The following is a 21225-nucleotide window of genomic DNA, read 5'->3' on the forward strand; positions in this document are numbered from 1 at the left end:
AAGACATTAATTGAAATATTTATAGAGCAAGCGAAATGACCGTGCCTGAAACTACACCAAAGACTTTAACAGCATTCCAAAAACTATCAGATGCAGAAGAATATTTACAATTTTTCAACATCGAATACGATCGCGATTTTGTTAACATCAATCGTCTTCATATTTTGAAACAGTTTTCTCTACTAATCAAAGAAGTTGATAAAGCTTTTCCTGATGTTAGCGAATCAGAAAAACTAGAAAAGTACAGTCTTGCTTTAGAAGAAGCTTATCAAGTTTTCTTAACCTCTAGTCCTCTGAAAACTAAGTTATTTAAAGTATTTCAAAGCAAACCGAAAAACTTTATTTCGTTAGATGAACTTACTAAAAAAACAGAGGGAAAATGATTGTCGTTAGTTGTTAGTCTATCACGGATACCGCTTCGCATATCGTTAGTCTTTACCTCATTGCTTTAACAAGTAACAAGTAACAAACAACGGATGACAAAAGGCAAGCAACAAACAACAAATGACAAAAAACAACAGAGGGCAATTATGCTGACACCAAAAGAACTAGAACGCTATAGCCGACAAATTCAACTTCCCGATCTGGGAGAAAAAGGACAAAAAGCCCTTAAGAATACCACTGCTCTGGTTTCTGGTGTAGGTGGTTTGGGCGGTACTACCGCTCTTTACCTAGCGGTTGCTGGTATTGGTAAGTTGATTTTAGTTCGAGGTGGAGGTTTACGTCTCGATGATATGAATCGTCAGATTTTGATGAGTGATGACTGGGTAGGTAAAACCAGAGTTACCAAAGCTCAAGAAACTCTCAATCAGATTAATCCTGATGTCGAAGTTGAAGCGATAGCAGAATACATTACTCCCGAAAATGTAGATGCTTTGGTTCAACGTTCTGATATTGCCCTCAGTTGCGCTCACAACTTTCCCGAACGAGATTTACTCAATGCTGCTTGTGTTCGTTGGCAGAAACCGATGGTAGAAGCTGCCATGAATAGTATGGAGGCTTATCTAACAACTATTGTTCCACATCAAACCCCCTGTCTTTCTTGTCTCTTCCCTGAAAAACCTAATTGGGATCGCCGAGCTTTTGGCGTACTGGGAGCGGTTTCTGGCACTCTTGCCTGTTTGAGTGCGTTAGAAGCAATCAAGCTAATTACAGGTTTGGGTAAACCTCTTTTGGGACAGTTACTCAATATGGATTTAGCCAATGTGGAGTTTCACAAGCTTCATCTCTACAAAGATCCTGACTGCCCCGTGTGTGGGAAGGAAGCAGAGGGAGCAGAGGGAACACTCAATCATGGTAAGGGCGAACGGCCGTTCGCCCCTACTACTACTAACCACTAATCATATTATCCCGCTTGACGAGCGCGGGGATGGGGGGACTTCAACAAACCACAGTTAACTGTGAGAGACAAAACAGAAAACCAGAAAAGTCCCCCCTATCCACCCCTGCCGAAGTAACTGAGGCAAAGGAACGCGTGAGTGTTGAGCTGGACTAAACAAAATAAGGAGAATTACCATGACCATAACTTTAACTGAAAAAGCAGCTTTTAGACTTCGTACCTTTATCCGTTCAGGTGCTGATGAAACTACCACTGAAAAAGGAGTTCGCTTCGCAGCAGTTGATGGAGGCTGTAGCGGTTTTGAATATGCTTTGGATATAGTCGAGCGCCCTGAATCTGACGATCTAGTCTTTGAACAAGACAAAATAAACATTTATTTAGATCGCAAAAGTGCGCCTTTCTTAAATGGGATTATCGTTGATTTTGTAGAAAGTTTAACCCAAGCGGGATTTACTTTTGAAAATCCCAATGCTACGGGTGGCTGTGGCTGTGGCAAATCCTTCTCTGTCGCCGACGGCACTCCCGAAGCTGTGCCTTGTAGTTAATCAATTATTAGATATTAGAGAGGAGTAAGAACTATGACTACTACTTACAAAGTACGTTTGATCAAAGGAAAACGTAAAAAACCCCCTGAAATAGATGTAACTATTGATGTTCCTGAAGACGAATATATTCTCGATGCAGCAGAGGAGCAAGATTTAGAACTACCTTCTTCCTGTCGTTCTGGTGCTTGTTCTAGTTGCGTAGGCAGAATTGTCGAAGGAGAAGTAGACCAAGAAGATCAAAGCTTCTTGGATGAAGATCAAATTGCTAAAGGATACGTACTGCTTTGCGTAGCATATCCTAAATCAGATTGTACGATTAAAACCCATCAAGAGGCCTATTTTGTTTAGATAGGTTGAAATAAATTGGTCATTGGTCATTAGTGGCTTGCCAAGAGATGGGGGTTAGTCATTAGTTATGGATTGATTAAGTACTCTGACAAAAAATACTTGAACAATTCAATTATTGATTGGTTTTTTATCGAGTAATCAAGAACGAAAGACCAAAAACAAAGGACACAAGATCAATGACTAAAAAACCAAAAATCTGGAAAAATCTGGTTTCTAAAACTGGGGTTTGGCTAGCTGCTGAAATCTGGCTCAATCTTATTGGTATAGATGACATTGCTGACTACAGTGAGTTTCTTTTTTCGCAAAATTTAGACTCAAATCTCAAAAATCGGCGAACTGTCAAAGTTAGTGAGAATTCACCCCAGTTTTGTCATCACATAGATGATTTTTGTCCCATGCCAAGAATAGTAACTAAACCAAAAGTACTTAAAAAAGATAGCCATTCTCCCAAAAAAGAAATATTTAAAGATAAATGCCGAGAACTTGTAAAACCTTGTCTCAAAATACTTTACCTAGCAACAAATGTAGAAGTGGACAAGTAGCTTGATATCAATCAAGTTACTCAGTCAAGTAAGTAGGTATAAAATAAATAAATGTAAAACAGAAACAAAAGAGCATAAACTCAGGTATAATTGACCGTCCTTTGAACCAAGAGTAAGGATACCGAATAATAAAAAATCTTCTTTTTACCTTTCCCAGAACGGTTTTAAGCCTAAATATTTAGGGCAAAATCAAGTTTTTTAGAGCGAAGTACGGGGATTCAAAACTAGTCCTCGTTTCTTAGTTAACTTGTAGTTTATTATCTATTACTTGTTACATTCTTATTTTTTTCTTGGCTTTATTAAATATTAATTATGAAACACTAACCGTACAGACTTTCCGAAGAAATGTCTCTAACTACTAACTACTTCAAATGATTAGTCGCGAACAATTAGCTAAAGAATATATCAATATTCTCAATAATTATTATCCAGTAGCAGGTCGCTTACTGCACCATTGTCTTGTAAGAATTTTAACATTAAATGCCGACCGCATGAATAAGCATTCTTACTATTTAGGTATTTATTATCCTAATATAATTGGTGCAGCTTTATTAGAGCAACAAGATATTTTTAGAGATGCTGCGGAGAATCTGGGCTTGGTAGAAGTAGTTTTTTTAAATGCCAATCATTTAGTCAAAGACCCATATTCAAAAATTAAACGACAAGACTTTCGTTTCTGGTTGGAGCTATGTTGGATCGCTCAAAATAAAAATTAATTTTTTGGAGTAATCAAAATGTTAGTAATTAGTTTACTTATTTTCTCAATATGCATAAGAATAATTCTCTTAAGTATTCATGACGATGATGAAATTCATCAAATGGTCGCTTTTTTATCAAGTTTAATTACTCTAGTATGTGTTTATATTTTAATTCCAATTGTACTTAAAATTTTTTTAGGAATATTATTTATAACTGTTGGGCATAAAATATTTCCTACTCATATTATTTCGAGATAAATAGCGATCGCTGGTTAGTTACTGGTTATTAATTATTAATTACTAGGTTAGTGTAAATTTTCTAGTCTAATTACTTTTTATTATTAGTGATTTTGGGTGAAATCTGAGATTAAATATATTTAGGAATTAATTATATCCATCATAGTTTTAATTTATGCATTGATTTTTGTCAATATCAATCATAATTATTATATAAATACACTAAAGAAAAAATAACTTAAAAAATAGTAAAAAATGCCGATAAAAATCAGGGATTTGTAGCTAAAATTACTGTTAATAAAAATAGTTTTAATTAACTTAAAAGATAGTGAGAAAAAAGAGAAATGGATTGTCACGATTGTCATCAAACTTGTCAACCTAAAAACCAGAAAAAGGGGTGGAAATTATTTGGTATTAACTCCAGAAAATCGGTAAAAAATAATATTGATCGCGACTCTCAAACCAATGTTGCTTTGGTAGGTTTGCCCAACGTAGGTAAAAGTTTATTATTTAACCTCTTAACTGGTACTTACGTTACGGTTTCTAACTATCCAGGTACTACTGTAGAAGTTGCCAAAGGAAATAGGATAATTGCAGGAGAATCAGTAACTTTTTTTGATACACCAGGAATGTATTCTCTGATCCCCATTACCGAAGAAGAAAGCGTTACCAGAGATTTGATTATGAACGAAAACGTGAATCTAGTAATTCACATAGTTGATGCCAAAAATTTGGGTAGAATGCTTAACCTTACTTTGCAATTAATTGAAGCTCAATTACCCGTGTTACTGGTAGTGAACATGATTGACGAAGCAGCTAAATTGGGTATTTGGATAGATGAAAATCAATTAGCTCACAAATTGTGTATTCCTGTTGTCACTACCGAAGCAACGCAAAAAGTGGGACTGAAAAAATTAATCGCCAAGGTAGCGGATTATGTCCAATCAACTCCTGTATTATTCACCTATTGAAACTGCAATTAACCGTATTGAGTCTTTACTCGAAGATCCCTTAGAAAGTAAAATTTCACGGCGCAGCATCGCTTTATTGCTACTGCAAAAAGACCCAGTATTGAGATCGCAGTTGCAGGAAAAAACTTATTTTTCAGAGATTGAGCGGATTGTTGCTGATACTGAAGCCTATTTTTCAGAATCTTTGTCTTCGGTAATAGCTGAATCCCGCCATAAACGAGCAATGGCAATTGAACAGGATATTACCATTCAGCCACAGCAGCAAAGAGCTTTTAAAAATGAGTGGCTGCATAAGTTAACAGTTCATCCCGTGACAGGTGTTCCTATTCTGGCTCTGGTTCTTTACTATGGTGTGTATCAATTTGTGGGGGTATTCGGTGGCGGAACTTTAGTCGATGGCATTGAAGGTTTTTTTGAGTCTCACATTAATCCCTTTGTAAATACTATTGTTGCTGCTATTTTTCCCTGGCAGGTTATTCAAGATTTGTTTGCTAACGATTACGGCATCATTACTTTAGGAATTCGTTATGCTGTCGCTATTGTATTACCTGTTGTCGCCACTTTCTTTTTAATGTTTTCCCTGTTGGAAGATAGCGGTTATTTACCCCGTCTGTCTTTATTAATAGATCGTTTTTTTAAAACCATTGGACTTTCAGGGCGATCGATTATTCCTTTAATTTTAGGGCTGGGCTGCGGAACAATGGCAACTTTGGTTACTCGCACCTTAGAAAGTAAACGAGAAAGAATTATTGCCACATTACTCTTAGCTTTAACTATTCCTTGCTCGGCGCAACTAGGGGTAATCTTAGGCTTGCTCTCTCAAGAACCCACCGCTTTACTTGTCTGGGCTACTGTGATGGTGGCAATCTTTTTAGGTATTGGTTTTTTGGCGGGAAAAATAGTACCAGGAAACGCATCTTGTTTCTACATGGAAATTCCTCCCTTAAGATTACCTCGTCCTCAAGCCATCCTAACTAAAACCTACGTGCGACTTAAATGGTATTTTGGGGAAATTTTACCCTTATTTATTTTCGCTTCGATCTTAATTTGGGCGGGTAAACTAACAGGATTATTTGATGTTTTAGTCAGAGGATTAGAACCAGTAATGTTGTGGTTGGGATTACCCAAAGAAGCTGCACCTACCTTTTTATATGGTTTTTTCCGTCGTGATTACGGGGCAGCAGGAATGTTCGACTTGCACTCTTCAGGAATTTTAGCAGGTCAACAATTAGTTGTTGCAGCAGTAACTTTAACCCTATTTATTCCTTGTGTTGCCCAACTGCAATTTATGTTTAAAGAAAGAGGTGTTAAAAAGACAATCGCGATCGCGATTTTTGTAGTTTTCTTTGCTTTTTCTTTGGGCTATCTTCTCAATCAATTATTAACTATTATGGAGCTGAGTTTTTAAAATGCTTACTCAAGGTTTTTCCGTTCACTATTCTCCCTTAGATTATTTAGGAACTAAAACTCAAGGGGTGATTACTGCTATTAAAAATAAAGACGAAAAAATTGTCAAAAAACTTTTAGCAATGGGAGTACATAAAGGAATGCAAATTACCTTAGAACAGAAATTTCCTTCTTTTATAATTAGAGTTGGTCGAACTAGAATTGCGATCGATAAAAATATTGCTAGCTCGATTAGTGTTAGGGTCACGACAAGAAATTAGTCGTAAAGTGGGCAATGCCCACCTCACTATTATTCTAATGAATTTAATCAACAGCAATTGCTACATCTGTAGCTTTAACCAAAGCATAGACTTCTTTACCTTCTGCTAAACTAAGTCTTTCTGCTGAAGATTTAGTAATTATAGAAACTACTTCAACCCCAGGTGCTATTTCTAAAGTTATTTCAGCATTAACTGCTCCTAATTCGATCTTTTTAACTGTACCTTTGAAAGTATTGCGAGTGCTTAATTTCATATCCAAACCTCTTGCTATTTGAATGAAAATATTATATTCAAATCAAATTTTATCATTATAGGTTTGTTTTTTGGAGAATCTTAATTATGAAAAAACAAAAAAAAATATTATACTTTTTAAGTCTTAGTATCTTATCCTTATTTTTAATAGTAGGATGCGATCGCCTAAGTAATATTAGCCTAGAAAAACCCAGTATTGCTACTCCATCAACTCAATTAACTGTATCAGCAGCAGCTAGCTTAAAAAATGTTATGGAAGAAATTGAGCCTATTTATCAGCAGAAGCACCCTGAAACCGAAATTATCTACAATTTTGCTTCTTCTGGTTCATTACAACGTCAAATCGAACAGGGCGCACCTGTAGATGTTTTTATTTCTGCTGCAACCAATCAAATAGATGCTTTAGAAAAACAGGATTTATTACTAATAGAAACTCGCCAAGATTTATTGAAAAATCAAATGGTTTTAGTTACTCCTGAAAGTCATGCTAAAAACGATCTTAAGATCGATAATTTTGAGGATTTAACTACCAAAGAAATAACTATGATCGCTCTGGGCGAACCAGAAAGCGTTCCTGCGGGTAAATATGCCCAAGAAGTCTTAACTTCTTTTGAGATTGCCGACAAAGTAAATTCTAAAGCTGTTTACGGTAAAGATGTTCGTCAAGTTCTCAATTACGTCGCTACGGGTAACGTTGATGCAGGGATTGTTTATCGTACTGATGCTCAAGTTTCTGATAATGTCCAAATAGTAGCTACCGCCCCAGAAACCAGCCATTCCCCCGTCATTTATCCTATCGCAGTAATGAAAGATAGCGATAACTCAGAAGCAGCAACTCAACTAATAGAGTTTTTAACCACCCCCGAAGCCCAAGCAGTATTTAAAGAGCATGGGTTTGTGTCGGTTGTTAGTCCCGTCAAGCGGGATCGAGATAGTTAGTAGTTAGTCATTAATTATTGGTTATTGATACAAATAACAAAAGACGAAAAACAAAGAAAAAAAGCACAAAATTTATGAATATCCCAACCCTAAAACGCGACTGGAAAGCATATTATGATGCCATAGCTAATCGTCCACCAAGAAAAACGATTTTGACAGCCCTTGCTGCTTTTAAAGAGTCAGGAATAGCGATCGATCTTGGTTGTGGAGATGGTAGAGATACAGTAGAAATGTTACGACATGATTGGGCAGTATTGGCGATCGATCGAGAACTAGATGCAATTACCCGCTTACTAGCTCGTCCTAATATTAATACCCTGCAATTAACTACTCAAGTAGCTAGCTTTGAAGAGTTACAGCTTCCCCAATCAGTAAATTTAATCAATGCCAGCTTTTCTTTACCCTTTTGCTCGACCTCCGCTTTTCCTAACTTATGGAACAAGATATTTAATTCTTTAGTGACTGGTGGTAGATTTTGCGGACATTTATTTGGAAATCGCGATTCTTGGGGCGATAGTGAGTTAGTTAATTGTTTTACGCGATCTCAAGTAGAAACCTTACTCAAACCCTACGCAATTGAACTACTTGAAGAAGAAGAACATCCAGGCAAAACCCCTCTGGGAGAAGATAGAGACTGGCACATTTTTCATATTGTTGCCAGGAAAAAATAATTTTATTCTTTATTGTACGAGCGAACGGGCGTTCCCTAAAGGACTCGCTTTCCTAAAGGACTCGCTTCGCATCGCGCATCGCGCATCGCGCCCCTACCAAATAATGACTGACTTAACCCCCATCTGGATATCTCTCAAAACTGCTACTACTGCCACGGTAATTACTTTTTTCCTGGGCATTATGGCAGCGCGGTGGATGTTGGGCTATCGAGGTAAATCTAAAGGATTAATTGAAGGTTTATTAACTGCCCCTTTGGTACTTCCTCCTACAGTAGTGGGTTTTTTATTATTGCTGCTATTCGGTAGAAATGGATTTATCGGTCAAATCTTAGATTATTTTGGCGTTACAGTTATTTTCTCTTGGTATGCTACCGTTATCGCCTCAACAGTGGTAGCTTTTCCCTTGATGTATAAGACTGCTTCAGGAGCATTCAAACAGATCGATGCTAGTTTAATTGCCTGTGCCAGAACCCTTGGAGCTTCAGAATGGCTAATTTTCTGGCGAATTATGTTGCCTTTAGCTAGACCTGGGTTAATTGCTGGTACTTTACTCGCTTTTGCTCGCGCTTTAGGCGAATTTGGCGCAACTTTAATGTTAGCTGGTTCGATTCCTGGTAAAACTGAGACAATTCCCATTGCAATTTTCTTTGCTGCTGAAGGTGGGGCGATGGATCGAGCGTTGCTGCTGGTAATTATTATGCTGGTGATTTCTCTGGGGGTAATTACGGCGGTTAATTATGGTACAGAAGTAAATGGGGATTACAAATCAAAACCTGGTAGGGGCAGGCTGTTCGCCCTATGCCCTAAGATGTCGGCAAAACGCAAAAAACCTCTAGATTATCCCGTACCCCAAGCCAAAATCGAATTAATTGTCGATATCCAAAAACAGCTACCAGGCTTTTTACTAGATGTCTCTTTTCAAACAGATCAAACGCCGTTAGGATTGCTTGGTGCTTCTGGCGCGGGTAAAAGTCTGATTTTGCGATGTATTGCTGGATTGGATAGTCCAGATCGAGGACGTATTGTTTTAAATGGTAAAGTATTATTTGATTCGGAGCGAGGCATTAATCTACCGCCACGAGATCGCCCCTGTGGTTTTTTGTTTCAAAATTATGCTCTGTTTCCCCATCTAACTATCGCGGAAAATATTGCCTTTGGGATGCAGTCAGGAAAATCTCGGCGGGAAATCAAACAAGAAGTAGAAAAACAATTAATCGCCGTAGACTTACCAGGAATTAGCGATCGCTATCCTGGAGAAATTTCGGGAGGACAACAGCAAAGAGTCGCATTAGCCAGAGCTAAAGCAAGTGAACCAGGGATAATGCTATTAGATGAGCCTTTTTCAGCTTTAGATACCTATTTACGTGATAAACAAGAAAAACTTCTCAGAAATAATCTGATTCGCTATCAAGGAGTGACTCTATTTATTACCCATAACTTAGAAGAAGCTTATCGGGTATGTCCTCAACTGTTAGTAGTAGATCGGGGAGAAGCGATCGCTAATGGCATAAAACAAGATATATTTGAGCATCCCCGTAATTTCAGAACCGCCCAATTAACTGGCTGTAAAAACTTTTCCCGCGCCGTAGCCATATCAGAAGGTCAAGTAAAGGCGATCGATTGGAATTGTATCTTAGAAGTAATCGAACCCGTACCAAAATCCCTGGAATATGTAGGAATTCGCGCCCATCAACTAATTTTTCCCGATACAGACAACGAAGCAAATACTTTCTCTTGTTGGTTAGCCACAATCAGCGAAACCCAACACCGCATGACTTTGTATCTCAAATTAAACCAACCTGCTGATAGTCCTGAAGATTATCATTTACAAGCGGAAGTTTTTAAAGAAAAATGGCTGGAATTAAAAGATCGTCCCTTCCCCTGGAAAATTCAACTCAATTCATTACGAATTATGCTTCTTTCAGCTTAATATTTGAAATCAAAAATAAAGGAGCTTCGCTCCTAGCTATAAGCTATAAGCTATAAGCGCGATTGCCAGTCAAACAGGGTAGACGACCCTACTCGATTGTAGACAACGCAAAGGCGTAATCGTCTTGAATTCAGTAGCGTGATTGTTGGAAGAGCCGTTAAGTACAAAGCTATTAGCAAGCGAAGCTGTTAGCAAGCGAGCTTTAAGAAGATAAAGAAATTAAAAAATCTCAATCAGTATAGTGAAATGTTAATGAATTTGTCATTATTTGTAGTCAAATACAGTAAAAAAAATTAAGAATGTAGTGTAACCCTTGACTATATTCTTAATAACTATTATGGCTATCTACTTCAGTAGATTATTTTTATAGGGACAAATCAATTTTTGCCCCCACAATTTAAATTTACCTTTAGTAATCACTAGAGATATCAGCTTTATTGATTAGCTACAACTTCTTGTTGCACGGTTTGAACAACTCGCTGTTCTACATCTGTGGGAAGAGAAATATAACCTAGTTGTTCGGCATATTCATCTCCACTATTTAAAGCCCAGTCAATCATACCCTGTATAGCTTCTGCTTTATTAGGATCGTCATACTCAGGGTAAAGTAATAGCCAGGTTAAACCAGCTATGGGGTAAGCTTCGGGATTGGCAGGGTCGGGTACAGTTAGCGCGAAATCTTCAGGGATAGTTTCTCCCTCAAAAACTAAAGATGCTGCTTCAGGAGAAGGTGCAATGATATTACCTGATTGATTTTCAATTGCTGCTGCGGAGATACCATTTTCTGTAGCATAGGCATATTCTACGTAGCCAATTCCGCCTTCAGTTTGTAACACCTGAGCAGATATACCTTCGTTTCCTTTTGCGCCAATACCTGTAGGCCATTCTACAGTTTTGTCTGCGCCTCCCTGCCAATTAGGACAAGCTGCTGCAATATGGTTAGTAAATAAGAAAGTGGTTCCGCTACCGTCAGAACGATGTATCCAGCTAATAGGAGTATCGGGTAAGCTAGCGGTAGGGTTAGCTTCAGTAATTGCAGGATCGTTCCAACTACTAATATCGCCATTAACAATGCCACAGTAAACATCGCGGGGTAATTCTAAATTTTCTACTCCAGGTAAGTTGTATGCAAATACCACACTGCCAGCAACCATCGGTACTTGTATGGGAGGTTGTCCATAAGTTTGCTCAAAAGTTTGACGCTCTTCATCGCTTAAGGGTGCATCAGAAGCACCAAAATCCACTGTACCTTCAAGATACTGGTTTACTCCAGCACCACTACCAACAGACTGATAGCTAATTTGAGTATCAGGATTTTGTTTGTTGTATTCGGAGAACCAACGTTGATACAAAGGAGCAGGAAAAGATGCACCTGCACCAGATAAACTTATACCCTGAGCATTGGCAACTGGTGTAGAAATATTAGCTCTATTAGAAGAAATATCTATATTTTGGGCAACCACTGCTAAAGATAAAGCTGATACTAAAGTTATGCAAAAATTTCGTTTAGTTTTAGAAATCATCTATTTTGAGTGTAATGTTTATTGAATTATTTTCTGATAGATAAACGATATTTGATTTAGGTAAAGAGAAATTTAAGACTTTATAAGTGTATATTTTATTTTAGAGTATATAATATTTGAATATCTTATATAACTTTAACAAATATATAGTTTATGATAGGAACACATACAGAATGATATTTTTTCAATCAAGTGTTTTTTTAATCATCGAATTTCTTCAAAAGGCGGTAAACGGCAGCAAAAAAGTTAATATAAAGCATAAATTAAACCTGGAAAGTGATAATTCGTCTCAAAAATTTTTTATTTTAACGAAAAAATTAGAGCTTTCAGTAATGAGTTCGCCTCATAGCCTGACACTTCGCGATCGCGATTATCATTTCAAAAAAGACCTTTCAAAACGATTCATTTTTTCTCAGTTAATGTATCTATAATCCTTACTAGATAAAATTTTAAGTGTTCTTTGTCGCCCCAGAAATTTAACAAACTTTAGAAACTATCCAGGGGGAAAATCAGTTCATCTCAGAAGGAAGCTGAAGAGGGAAAAGGTATAACAATTGCTTTTATGGAAGAGGAGACTTTAAGTTAATCAATAAAGTGGCAACAGCTATCTTTTTTGGATATATTTCCCTTTCGCGCCCCTTCCCCTGACTTCTACAAGAAATCTAATATCCACGAGTGGCATTTCAGATGCTTCGGCTATTTATTTCTGACAATCTCTCTTAATTCGCTCAAGGTGTCATGACAACTTCAATTGTCGAGATTTTAGCACTGTCAATAGTAGTACTAAAATCTAGATTAAGTGTGCCGTCTTGCACTTCAACTGAAAATGACTTTTCTAAAGCCTCATTTTTACCGCCTGCTTCAGCATAGATATCGAGGTCGTCAATTACGAGCTCGTTTTCTATCTCTAAATCGAAAATACGCTGATTCGATTCATTCCAATAAATTTCAGCAAAGCCCAGATTAACTTGATAGTTTCCGTTTTCAACTGGTATTGCATAAGAAAAATTTTGACCAAAGCGTTCGGTTTGCAATAAAGGGTCATCCCGTGTAGAGTCAATACCTGCAGTGGTGGCATAAAGCTGACCTCCTTGAGAAAATCGATCGGCACTCCATTGGTTGCCACTTTCATCGGTAAAAGCTTCTCCTCCAGCATTAATGCGAATCGGTTCTTGAGAACTACCGAATACGGGAAATAAGTTCTCAAACTTATCAAGGGTGCTTTGTCCTGGGGCAACAGTGGGTGCAAATTCTGCTTGATACCAACTATCTTGAGGATTCTGCTGTGAGTCAGGTACATCACTATTGCTATTGAGTGCAAATCCAACGTTCCCTTTATTACCCCAGAAGTATGTTTTACCCTTACCTTGCTGATTTCTTTTCGCAAAGTAATCTCCTCCACTTTTTCTCCGCGTGTAACTTGAAGGTTTAAATAGGGTATTGCCGATAAAGTAATTATTCTGAGTAAGACGATTGATACCTGGAGTAGTACCATTATCCGCCCAACCCATGGTGTATTGCGTACTATCAGGAACGTTGTTGGGATCGGGATGTTTATATTCAAACTCTGCCATAATCGCCATATTTTTGGCAAAGTAGCTGTCCTGTGCGCCCTCTTCAACAAATCCAGCCCAACGTCGCCAGCCGACGACTACGTTTTCATAGGCAACATTACCTGTAGCATAGGCATCCCAATCAAACCCGTCTCCACCTGCGTTTTCAATAAAGTTGTGAGCAGCTTCCGTTCCGTCTGAGCCTAAACTCCAAATGGCGCGTTTGCCAGTATCGTGAATGTAATTGTTGAAAATTTTTACGTCGTTATTACCCCAGTGAGCAACCACACCTTCCCACACATTACCGATATCAAAACCCCGCACTTCAACATTGTCAGAGCCTTCTATATAGACACCAGTGGCTCGCTGATTGCTGACTAATTTAGCATTATTGACCCCAATGAGCTTAACGTTAGAGCGATCGTCTACTCGGAATACCGCATCAACAGAATCGTTGGTATTTTCATCATCATAAAAGTCTGCACTGTGGCTACCATTTTTGGTGATAGTGCCATCAACATAAATCGTAACATCGTTAGGTATTCTCAGGGTTTTATTGAAATTAAGATTACCTCGAAGAACAAAGGTTTTGCCTTGACCATTTTCAATTTGAGATGCTGCATTTCGATCTGCTGTGGTTATTTCTATTGCATCTTCAGGCACTGAATCTGTTGCATTGATAGCATTAATAGTGTCTTCCATTGCCTCATCTTGTAAGACAGCTTCCTTCCGATCTGCATTTAGATTATTAATATAATCTGTAGCTCGCTGCGATATTCCCGCATTTCTAATTTGTTGAATGTCTATTGCCATTTCTGAATCTCCTAGTCAGACGAATAAATGAGAAGAGGATGTGTTCCTAATTGTTTAAGAGTTCGCTGAAATTTTACTTTGTACTATTTAAATTCCACTTACAAAGAACAGGAAAATTTAATAGCATTGCCGAAATTGAAGTCAATCTGCTATTAATTCATCAATCAATAAATTGTCGAATCGTCTACTTTTCCGACATCAGGTAAATCTTCGACAATAATTTCACTCCAACGTTCGGCTGCATCTGTAAAAACTGCTTGCTGAAAAACAGTTAGGTTTCCGTCACTAAAGTTGACTTCGATATTAGAGTTGTCTGGAAATAAGAGCCTATATTCTCTAAAACGTTTTTACAGAAAGGATTTTAGCTATTTGGTTTTTACAAAAACTGAAAGCTTTATAGATAAAAGATTTTAGTTAATTTCAAGGATTGTTTCCCAACAGGTCTATTAAACTCGGACATTTCGTATTGTCCTGAGTTCTACATTGGATAGTTCATACGAATGTAGTCTAAGATATATTTGTAAAAATCAAGAAGAGATACAAGAGTTTTAGTCTAGAAGACTTCAGCTATAAAGATAAAAATATTATGTTTGTGGACATTTTGATTAAGTCAGCAATCGAGTTTCACTAGATAATTGCATCAGTCATTATGACATTTGTTTTCCACCGTGCTTTCAAACTAGACTATCCCATTTATGAGTGATAGAAGTATTGACCTAAATCGAGCAGAGGCTTTCACGGAAATTTTGCCCTCTGTCCCTAAGTTTTCCAGTCATCAAGCTGGCTGGGAAAATTTCTTTTTGGCTTATTACGATCGATATCCTGGTTGCGAAACTCCCCAATCTACCTTTCATCAACACGCTCTAGAAATTATTGATGCTGGTGGGGAATCAGATCATCATCGTTGTCTGGGAGAGCAACATTTTTCCCATCGTCTTCAAGAAGGAGAAATCTGTTTTTGTCCAGCTAAGACAACTCACTGGACAAGGTGGGAACAGCCGTTGAGCTTTACAGTAATGACCTTCGAGTCAGAATTATTTACTCGAATAGCGCAACAAATGTCTAATAGCGGTCTGCCTTCGGCAGTAATGCGCGATCGCTTAGAGTTAAGACCTCAATGGCAGGTATTTGACCCCACTATTCAAGCTATTGTTCAAGCTTTAAAAGCAGATTTGGTAGCAAAATGTCCAGCAGGAAGACTGTATGGAGAATCATTCGGCACATCTTTAGCAATTCATTTAGTCAAGAGTTTCTCGGTTGTTCCTCTGAAAAAACCAGATTTAGCAGCTTTCTCTCGTAAAAAACAACAAGAAGTTTTAGATTTTATTGAAGCTCATCTCGATACAGACATTCGATTGGAAGATTTAGCCAAAATTGCAGGAATTAGTAAATTTTATTTTTGTCATTTATTCAAACAAGTTATTCAAATTCCACCTCATCAATACATCATCAGACGCAGAATCGAAAGAGCCAAACAATTACTCAAACATTCCGATCTGACAACTGTGGAAATAGCTTTATCTTGCGGTTTTGCTCATCAAAGTCATCTCAGTCGCCATTTTAGGCGTATTGTGGGCATCTCTCCCCAAAAGTTTCGGCTTAGTTGACAAGAATGTGTTCTAGATTAAAACTCTATCGCAAGAAAAGACAAGAACTTAGTTAGTGTATTCGGTTAATTTCTCAAATAGACAAATTAATTGATTCACGAAAAATAATGTTGGATAATTTACACACAAGTAGGCTTCAATTAAACGGAGTTCAATATTATCTCCGAGACTCTCAACAAGGCGAAGAAACTGTACTCTTGCTTCATGGTTGGCCAGATGATGGCACAGTTTGGCATCAGCAAATACCCGCTTTGATTGAGGCTGGTTACAGGGTTATATGTCCAGATTTACCAGGCTATGGATTGAGTGAAGCACCACCAGAAATAGAAAGATATCAGCTAACTAATTTAGTGAAAGATTTAGTAACTCTACTCGAAAAACTCAATCTCAATAAAGTTCATTGTATTGCTCATGATTATGGTGCTGTTTTGGGTTGGCAATTGGCTACTGATACCGAATTATTAAATACTTACACAGCAATGTCAGTGGGACATTTAGCCGAGTTTTTAACTATATCCCTAGAAAATTTACAACTTCAATGGGTTTACTTTCTGAACATTCAAGATATTGCTCCCCAACTCTATCTTGCTAATAATGGTTATTTATTTCGCGAAGTTTTACGTTCCCATCCTTATGGCGATCGCATTGTCGAAAACGCGTTAAAATCAGCAATGTGGAAAAATATGCAAAGAATTGAAAAAGCTAATCCAGTTCCCGAATATCTATTAGCTGCTTCAACTGGACAATTACCAGAACCTAAGCTTATTAATGTGCCAACTTTGGGTATTTGGAGTGAAAGAGACGAATTTCTCTGGGAGTCACAGATGAAAAACTCTGGTAAATACATTTCACAGGAGTGGCAATACATTAGTATCGAACAAGCAGGACATTGGTTGATGCTCGAACAACCAGATAGGACTAATCAATTGCTGTTAAGTTGGCTCAAAAAACACTCTTCACGAGTAATGAGTAATGAGTAATAAGTAATGAGTAATACCTCTGCTGCGAAGTCGGAGGATTCAACAAATAAATTATTTTTGATTTTTCGCGCATTTATGAATCCGCCTACTACGAATAATTAAATTAACCTACTTAGCTAACGACAGATAAACCTTCCACAATCAAAGAAGGAGTATTGCAAGAGCCATTCCAAAGCACATCGTTTCCTAAAGTGACTATTTGTTGAATTATATTGTAAACATTACCAGAGATAGCAGTATCTTTAATTCTACCTACCACTTCACCACCACTGACTCGATAGCCAAGCTCGACATTAACCGAAAAATCCCCTGAAATATCTGCGCCTCCCCCTAAAATTTGGTCTACGATAATCCCATTATCTAGTTGAGCGATTAATTGAGTTAACGAGCTATCACCAGGTTCGACAATCAGATTGGTTAAAGAAGGAGTAGGATAGCTACCGAGATCGGGACGAAAGCCGTTTCCTGTGGGTGGAATCCCCAATTCTTTAGCGATAGTGCGATCGCAATAAAAATTATTTAACTGACCTGCGGTAATTAGATTTAAAGTTTTAGTGGGTGTTCCTTCATCATCAAAAGGACAACTATAGGGTTCTCGCTCTGGCTTTTGAGAAATAGTTAACAAAGGAGAAGCCACCATTTTATCTTGATAGCTACTCCAAGGAGAAGAATTTTCTCTGACTCTTTTGCCGTTTAAAGCAGACACTACAGTATCCCAGAGTAAAGTAGCTGCATTAGCCGTAAAAAGTACGGGGAATTTTCCTGCGGGGGTATTAGTGTTAGTTTCCGCCCAAGCTAAACGTTGTTCGATATCGGCAATTGCGCGATCGCATTTTAAGGAATTTTTGCTGTCTTCCCCATCGTAAATCCCTAAAAAATCTTCATCTTTAACTAACTCCACTCCCAGATAATAACTTAGAGTAGTATCTGTATATTCACAATGGAGTCCTTGAGAATTAACTAGAATTGTGGCTTCGGTTTCACAATCAAATTCCGCACTACAGATAGTTTCAGGATACAAATCGCGAATTTTGGCAATGGCATCTTGACCGATAGAGATTAACTCCTCCACAGTTAAACTTTGACCGCTATTAGGGTGAATCTCTGTTCTAGCAGGGGTTAAATCGATGTTTTCTGGGGTATTAAGTTGGGAAATAGCGATCGCCTTACCTACGAGAATTTGGGGTTTAATTTCTCCGTAAGCTACTGCAACCCCTGGACATCCTTGATACCACAATCTTAGTGCTGTACCTGTTGATTGAGAATTTTCTAACTGCTTGAGACGATTTCCTTCAAAAAAAACAGGACGAGATTGAGACTGTACCTGATAAACTTCACTATGACTAGCACCTTGAGCTTGAGCTAGGTTTAATAATTCTTCCAGTTGATGATTCATCGCTAATAGTTAATTTGAAGTATGACGGGAGGAAATGCTCTTGGTCAAAGAGCAGATTCCACTCCCGTGTTGACAGAGAATCATATACTAACTATGCATAGGTTTTGTAAGACAAGATGTAGAAAAAATTATTGTTTGTACTCATTTACCGATCTGTAGCGAACATTTAGATATTTCCGATAAATTAATCAAGCAAAAAGAATACAACAGTAGGGGTTTAGCATTGCCAAACCCCTACATTAAATCTCATGTCTTGTAAAAATTTCCCGATTTAGAATCGCCAATTAAAAACGCAAACAACCAAAAAAACAATTGATTAACTATTAACTCTTATTTTGTGCTTCTTCACGAAAATCTTTAATAGCAATTTCGTGTTCTGCTTCTTCTGGAGGTTCTTGACGAGCATCGGTAATCAGCCAATCCAAAGCAGCAGCTTGCAAATCAATAGCTACTCCATCTTTATCTACACAGTAACGACCAAAGACTAGCTTATTGACTAAAAAAACTCCTTTACCTAAACGAGAATACTCGAAAATTACACTATTATCTATGGTGGAATCGCTACAAATCCAGCAGTTAGGGCCAATCATCGTCGGGCCAATAATAGTTGCTCCGTCTTCAATTTTGGTCATACCACCGATATAGACGGGCCCTTGGATATTAACTTTATCCCAATTAACTGCTACATTCAAACCAGTGTAAATGCCTGGTTTAACTTCTGAGCCTGGTATTTTGACATTTTTGACTTCTCCTCGAAGTACACTACGAATAGCGTGCCAATAGTCAGGAACTTTACCAATATCTACCCATTCAAAATCCATTGATACGGCATAAAAGGGCGCGTTTTTTGCCACCAATTTGGGGAATAGTTCGCCACCAATATCATATTCTTGATGGGGAGGAATGTAGTCAAAAATTTCTGGCTCAAAGATGTAAATCCCTGTATTAATTTCGGTGCTTAGAGCTTCTTCTACAGCAGGTTTTTCTTGGAAAGATTGAACTTTACTGTCATCGTCAGTAACTACTACACCATAACTAGGAACATCTTCTTTTGGTACTGATTTAGTAACAATAGTAGCAATTGCTCCTTTTTCTTTGTGCCATTTAACGGCTGCGGTTAAGTCTAAGTCAATTAGGGCATCTCCGCAAAGAACAATAAAGGTATCATCAAAAAAAGCATTAAACTCTTGTATTTTTTTGAGTCCGCCAGCAGAGCCTACAGCTTCCCCTACCAGTTTTCCTTCAATGATTTTTCCTTCAAACGAGTAACCAATACTTACCCCAAAACCTTGACCATCACGAAAATAGCTTTCTATTTCTTCAGCGAGGTGGCTGACATTAACCATAATCTGATCGAAGCCATGTTGTTTGAGAAGTTCTAAAAGAAACTCCATTACTGGCTTTTGCAAAATAGGAATTAGGGGTTTGGGTATAGTATAGGTAATTGGGCGAACACGAGTACCTTTACCGGCTGCCAAGATCATGGCTTTCATTCAAGCTTCTCCTCAACCGAACGCAAGTTAAAATTTTTAATTCTTTTAGTCTACCAACAATATTACCCCGATGAAATATTCCTGAATACCATATTGAAAATTCAGCATTTTGACTGAGATTATTATTGGGCTTAATCACTTTTATCTTAACTATTTCTTGATTTTAAAGACTCACAATTGGTCTAATACTGAGATCTTGATAAAATTCTTCTTGGGATAACTCTACTTTAGATTGAGCAGATAGTAACAATAATGCCCAAAAAATTCCTGCACGATCTTGATTTTCTGTATGTTGATGTTGCTTCCAGTCTGCTGGTCGATCTTGATGCCAATGGCTCAAAAGATGTTCCCAATTGAGAAAATCTTGGCTAGCAGATAGCTGAGGAAATTTAAGAGCTAAAAAGTTTTCTAGTTGGATTGCTAACTCGGTTAAGTTTTCATTGTGTGCTAAATTAGCGATCGCTTTCATGGCAGCCCGTCTGGAAGTACTAGAACGCTTGGGTTTTGGCGTTCCTGTAGTTGTAGCTTCAATTTCGGCTGCAATTTGTTCTAACTGTTCTATCAACTCTTGTAACGTTACTTTACGTTTTCCTTTGGGAGGAACAGAAGTACGACGGCGCAAATGACGTTCTAAAAAAGGTGGTAAGGAAGGTGATTGCTCAAGATCGTCCAGAGTTAATTCTTCCAAAAACTCGGTGTCTGTTTCTTCTTCTTGATAAATTTCTTGTAGCAATTGTAAGGTATCAGCTTTGAGTAACACCAGCATTGATGCCCATAAAAAGGCTTGTCCAGATTGAGGAAGATTGGCTTCAGTGGTTGATAATTCTGTCGTTTCCATCAATCCGAGTTCTTGCAAGAAGCGGTCGATCACTTCAATTACAGGAACATCCCAAGGATCGATATCTCCTTTTTCCGCAGAATCTATTAAATTTGCGATCGCGATTTGTGCAGGAATGATTGCCATCAGTCACAATATCAATAAATATATTGAGAATAAGTAAATTTAGACTTTATTGCCTAAAAGTATAGTAAATATGGATCGAAAAGTAGCAGATTTACGCCAAAATTACACCTTTGCGGGTTTATTAGAAGCAGAAATTAATGCCAATCCTATCAAACAGTTTGCATCCTGGTTTCAAGAGGCATTAAAGGCAGACTTTATCGAACCAAACGCCATGACTTTAGCAACTGCCTCCCCTGATGGCAAGCCTACAGCTAGAATTGTCTTACTTAAAGGTTATGATGAGAGGGGTTTTGTCTTTTACACTAATTACGAAAGTGCCAAAGGGCAACAGTTGATAGCTAATCCTTGGGCTGCTTTAGTATTTTTGTGGGATAAGCTGGAGCGACAGGTCAGAATAGAAGGCAAAGTCGTAAAAATTAGCGACGAAGAATCTGATGCTTATTTTCATTCTCGTCCTTTAGGTTCTCAAATTGGTGCTTGGACATCTAATCAAAGTCAAGTAATCGATAATCGCGAAATTCTAGAGAAGAGACAGCAAGAATTAGAAAAACAGTATGCGGATGTCCAAATTATTTCTCGTCCTTCTCATTGGGGTGGTTTTCGCGTAATTCCTCAAACTATCGAGTTCTGGCAAGGTCGTCCCAGTCGCCTTCATGACCGCTTAGTCTATCATTTACAACAAGATAACACCTGGAAAATTGCCAGATTATCTCCTTAGTTAGTGTTTGGTGGTTAGTGGTTAGTGGTTAGTGGTTAT

Annotated in this window: 21 protein-coding genes; 15 read left to right on the plus strand and 6 right to left on the minus strand. The window is 37.9% G+C overall.

Annotated elements, in window-relative coordinates:
- Nucleotides 1–35 precede the first annotated feature (35 nt).
- The 9 genes from nifW (at nucleotide 36) to H1P_RS01330 (ending at nucleotide 6347) form a co-directional block, all read left to right on the plus strand.
- On the plus strand, nucleotides 36–383 hold the full coding sequence (nifW, locus tag H1P_RS01285; protein ID WP_144863355.1) for a nitrogenase-stabilizing/protective protein NifW: 348 nt from the start codon (nucleotides 36–38) through the stop codon (nucleotides 381–383).
- A 93-nt stretch (nucleotides 384–476) separates the two neighbouring features.
- The gene (locus H1P_RS01290; protein WP_246141422.1) at nucleotides 477–1340 is read left to right on the plus strand and encodes a HesA/MoeB/ThiF family protein; all 864 of its coding nucleotides are present in this window, start codon (nucleotides 477–479) and stop codon (nucleotides 1338–1340) included.
- 175 nt (nucleotides 1341–1515) lie between these two features.
- Nucleotides 1516–1884 (plus strand): HesB/IscA family protein, encoded by a 369-nt coding sequence (locus tag H1P_RS01295; protein ID WP_144863357.1) that lies wholly within the window; start codon nucleotides 1516–1518, stop codon nucleotides 1882–1884.
- Nucleotides 1885–1917: 33 nt separating this feature from the next.
- A complete protein-coding gene (locus H1P_RS01300) occupies nucleotides 1918–2232 on the plus strand; it encodes a 2Fe-2S iron-sulfur cluster-binding protein (RefSeq protein ID WP_144863359.1) in 315 nt (104 codons plus the stop codon).
- A gap of 176 nt (nucleotides 2233–2408) precedes the next feature.
- A complete protein-coding gene (locus H1P_RS01305; protein ID WP_144863361.1) occupies nucleotides 2409–2774 on the plus strand; it encodes a hypothetical protein in 366 nt (121 codons plus the stop codon).
- A gap of 371 nt (nucleotides 2775–3145) precedes the next feature.
- Complete coding sequence (locus tag H1P_RS01310) at nucleotides 3146–3490, plus strand: hypothetical protein (RefSeq protein WP_144863363.1); 345 nt, start codon at nucleotides 3146–3148, stop codon at nucleotides 3488–3490.
- Nucleotides 3491–4053: 563 nt separating this feature from the next.
- Nucleotides 4054–4680 carry a FeoB small GTPase domain-containing protein gene (locus H1P_RS01320; RefSeq protein WP_144863367.1) on the plus strand — a complete coding sequence of 209 codons (627 nt, stop codon included), beginning with the start codon at nucleotides 4054–4056 and terminating at the stop codon, nucleotides 4678–4680.
- The gene (locus H1P_RS01325) at nucleotides 4646–6088 is read left to right on the plus strand and encodes a ferrous iron transporter B (RefSeq protein ID WP_144863369.1); all 1443 of its coding nucleotides are present in this window, start codon (nucleotides 4646–4648) and stop codon (nucleotides 6086–6088) included. Before H1P_RS01320 ends, H1P_RS01325 begins: the two co-directional genes overlap by 35 nt.
- 1 nt (nucleotide 6089) lies before the next feature.
- The gene (locus tag H1P_RS01330; protein ID WP_144863371.1) at nucleotides 6090–6347 is read left to right on the plus strand and encodes a FeoA family protein; all 258 of its coding nucleotides are present in this window, start codon (nucleotides 6090–6092) and stop codon (nucleotides 6345–6347) included.
- Between the two features lie 43 nt (nucleotides 6348–6390).
- Here H1P_RS01330 and H1P_RS01335 read toward each other — a convergent pair whose 3' ends face one another.
- Entirely contained in the window at nucleotides 6391–6600 is a 210-nt protein-coding gene (locus tag H1P_RS01335) for a TOBE domain-containing protein (protein ID WP_144863373.1), read from the minus strand.
- An 86-nt stretch (nucleotides 6601–6686) separates the two neighbouring features.
- Between H1P_RS01335 and modA the strand changes: the two genes are divergently transcribed.
- The 3 genes from modA to modB all read left to right on the plus strand — a co-directional run bounded on the left by modA (nucleotide 6687) and on the right by modB (nucleotide 10139).
- On the plus strand, nucleotides 6687–7538 hold the full coding sequence (gene modA / locus H1P_RS01340) for a molybdate ABC transporter substrate-binding protein (protein ID WP_144863375.1): 852 nt from the start codon (nucleotides 6687–6689) through the stop codon (nucleotides 7536–7538).
- Between the two features lie 74 nt (nucleotides 7539–7612).
- On the plus strand, nucleotides 7613–8209 hold the full coding sequence (locus H1P_RS01345; RefSeq protein WP_144863377.1) for a class I SAM-dependent methyltransferase: 597 nt from the start codon (nucleotides 7613–7615) through the stop codon (nucleotides 8207–8209).
- A gap of 103 nt (nucleotides 8210–8312) precedes the next feature.
- Nucleotides 8313–10139, plus strand: a complete 1827-nt coding sequence (gene modB / locus H1P_RS01350; protein ID WP_186375787.1) for a molybdate ABC transporter permease subunit — start codon at nucleotides 8313–8315, stop codon at nucleotides 10137–10139.
- Between the two features lie 434 nt (nucleotides 10140–10573).
- Here the strand turns inward: modB and pstS are convergent, their stop codons facing one another.
- Nucleotides 10574–11662, minus strand: a complete 1089-nt coding sequence (gene pstS / locus H1P_RS01355; RefSeq protein ID WP_144863379.1) for a phosphate ABC transporter substrate-binding protein PstS — start codon at nucleotides 11660–11662, stop codon at nucleotides 10574–10576.
- A 728-nt stretch (nucleotides 11663–12390) separates the two neighbouring features.
- On the minus strand, nucleotides 12391–14028 hold the full coding sequence (locus H1P_RS01360) for a malectin domain-containing carbohydrate-binding protein (protein WP_144863381.1): 1638 nt from the start codon (nucleotides 14026–14028) through the stop codon (nucleotides 12391–12393).
- Nucleotides 14029–14723: 695 nt separating this feature from the next.
- On the opposite strand from H1P_RS01360, the gene H1P_RS01365 reads away from it, so the two are divergent.
- On the plus strand, nucleotides 14724–15635 hold the full coding sequence (locus H1P_RS01365; protein WP_144863383.1) for a helix-turn-helix transcriptional regulator: 912 nt from the start codon (nucleotides 14724–14726) through the stop codon (nucleotides 15633–15635).
- A gap of 107 nt (nucleotides 15636–15742) precedes the next feature.
- Nucleotides 15743–16615 carry an alpha/beta fold hydrolase gene (locus H1P_RS01370; RefSeq protein ID WP_144863386.1) on the plus strand — a complete coding sequence of 291 codons (873 nt, stop codon included), beginning with the start codon at nucleotides 15743–15745 and terminating at the stop codon, nucleotides 16613–16615.
- A gap of 112 nt (nucleotides 16616–16727) precedes the next feature.
- Here H1P_RS01370 and H1P_RS01375 read toward each other — a convergent pair whose 3' ends face one another.
- The 3 genes from H1P_RS01375 to H1P_RS01385 all read right to left on the minus strand — a co-directional run bounded on the left by H1P_RS01375 (nucleotide 16728) and on the right by H1P_RS01385 (nucleotide 20468).
- Entirely contained in the window at nucleotides 16728–18011 is a 1284-nt protein-coding gene (locus H1P_RS01375) for a TldD/PmbA family protein (protein ID WP_144863388.1), read from the minus strand.
- A 323-nt stretch (nucleotides 18012–18334) separates the two neighbouring features.
- Complete coding sequence (locus H1P_RS01380; protein ID WP_144863390.1) at nucleotides 18335–19504, minus strand: nucleotidyltransferase family protein; 1170 nt, start codon at nucleotides 19502–19504, stop codon at nucleotides 18335–18337.
- Between the two features lie 163 nt (nucleotides 19505–19667).
- Nucleotides 19668–20468 carry a segregation/condensation protein A gene (locus H1P_RS01385; protein ID WP_144863392.1) on the minus strand — a complete coding sequence of 267 codons (801 nt, stop codon included), beginning with the start codon at nucleotides 20466–20468 and terminating at the stop codon, nucleotides 19668–19670.
- 70 nt (nucleotides 20469–20538) lie between these two features.
- On the opposite strand from H1P_RS01385, the gene pdxH reads away from it, so the two are divergent.
- The gene (gene pdxH / locus H1P_RS01390; protein ID WP_144863394.1) at nucleotides 20539–21186 is read left to right on the plus strand and encodes a pyridoxamine 5'-phosphate oxidase; all 648 of its coding nucleotides are present in this window, start codon (nucleotides 20539–20541) and stop codon (nucleotides 21184–21186) included.
- Nucleotides 21187–21225: the final 39 nt, after the last annotated feature.

The organism is Hyella patelloides LEGE 07179 (genome assembly GCF_900659865.1).
GTDB classification, from domain to species: Bacteria; Cyanobacteriota; Cyanobacteriia; order Cyanobacteriales; family Xenococcaceae; genus Hyella; species Hyella patelloides.

Excerpts from the sequence above, each read along its gene's own strand:
- nifW (WP_144863355.1), top strand. The coding sequence starts at position 36 with ATGACCGTGCCTGAAACTACACCAAAGACTTTAACAGCATTCCAAAAA.
- H1P_RS01290 (WP_246141422.1), top strand. The coding sequence starts at position 477 with ATGACAAAAGGCAAGCAACAAACAACAAATGACAAAAAACAACAGAGG.
- H1P_RS01295 (WP_144863357.1), top strand. The coding sequence starts at position 1,516 with ATGACCATAACTTTAACTGAAAAAGCAGCTTTTAGACTTCGTACCTTT.
- H1P_RS01300 (WP_144863359.1), top strand. The coding sequence starts at position 1,918 with ATGACTACTACTTACAAAGTACGTTTGATCAAAGGAAAACGTAAAAAA.
- H1P_RS01305 (WP_144863361.1), top strand. The coding sequence starts at position 2,409 with ATGACTAAAAAACCAAAAATCTGGAAAAATCTGGTTTCTAAAACTGGG.
- H1P_RS01310 (WP_144863363.1), top strand. The coding sequence starts at position 3,146 with ATGATTAGTCGCGAACAATTAGCTAAAGAATATATCAATATTCTCAAT.
- H1P_RS01320 (WP_144863367.1), top strand. The coding sequence starts at position 4,054 with ATGGATTGTCACGATTGTCATCAAACTTGTCAACCTAAAAACCAGAAA.
- H1P_RS01325 (WP_144863369.1), top strand. The coding sequence starts at position 4,646 with ATGTCCAATCAACTCCTGTATTATTCACCTATTGAAACTGCAATTAAC.
- H1P_RS01330 (WP_144863371.1), top strand. The coding sequence starts at position 6,090 with ATGCTTACTCAAGGTTTTTCCGTTCACTATTCTCCCTTAGATTATTTA.
- H1P_RS01335 (WP_144863373.1), bottom strand. The coding sequence starts at position 6,600 with ATGAAATTAAGCACTCGCAATACTTTCAAAGGTACAGTTAAAAAGATC.
- modA (WP_144863375.1), top strand. The coding sequence starts at position 6,687 with ATGAAAAAACAAAAAAAAATATTATACTTTTTAAGTCTTAGTATCTTA.
- H1P_RS01345 (WP_144863377.1), top strand. The coding sequence starts at position 7,613 with ATGAATATCCCAACCCTAAAACGCGACTGGAAAGCATATTATGATGCC.
- modB (WP_186375787.1), top strand. The coding sequence starts at position 8,313 with ATGACTGACTTAACCCCCATCTGGATATCTCTCAAAACTGCTACTACT.
- pstS (WP_144863379.1), bottom strand. The coding sequence starts at position 11,662 with ATGATTTCTAAAACTAAACGAAATTTTTGCATAACTTTAGTATCAGCT.
- H1P_RS01360 (WP_144863381.1), bottom strand. The coding sequence starts at position 14,028 with ATGGCAATAGACATTCAACAAATTAGAAATGCGGGAATATCGCAGCGA.
- H1P_RS01365 (WP_144863383.1), top strand. The coding sequence starts at position 14,724 with ATGAGTGATAGAAGTATTGACCTAAATCGAGCAGAGGCTTTCACGGAA.
- H1P_RS01370 (WP_144863386.1), top strand. The coding sequence starts at position 15,743 with ATGTTGGATAATTTACACACAAGTAGGCTTCAATTAAACGGAGTTCAA.
- H1P_RS01375 (WP_144863388.1), bottom strand. The coding sequence starts at position 18,011 with ATGAATCATCAACTGGAAGAATTATTAAACCTAGCTCAAGCTCAAGGT.
- H1P_RS01380 (WP_144863390.1), bottom strand. The coding sequence starts at position 19,504 with ATGAAAGCCATGATCTTGGCAGCCGGTAAAGGTACTCGTGTTCGCCCA.
- H1P_RS01385 (WP_144863392.1), bottom strand. The coding sequence starts at position 20,468 with ATGGCAATCATTCCTGCACAAATCGCGATCGCAAATTTAATAGATTCT.
- pdxH (WP_144863394.1), top strand. The coding sequence starts at position 20,539 with ATGGATCGAAAAGTAGCAGATTTACGCCAAAATTACACCTTTGCGGGT.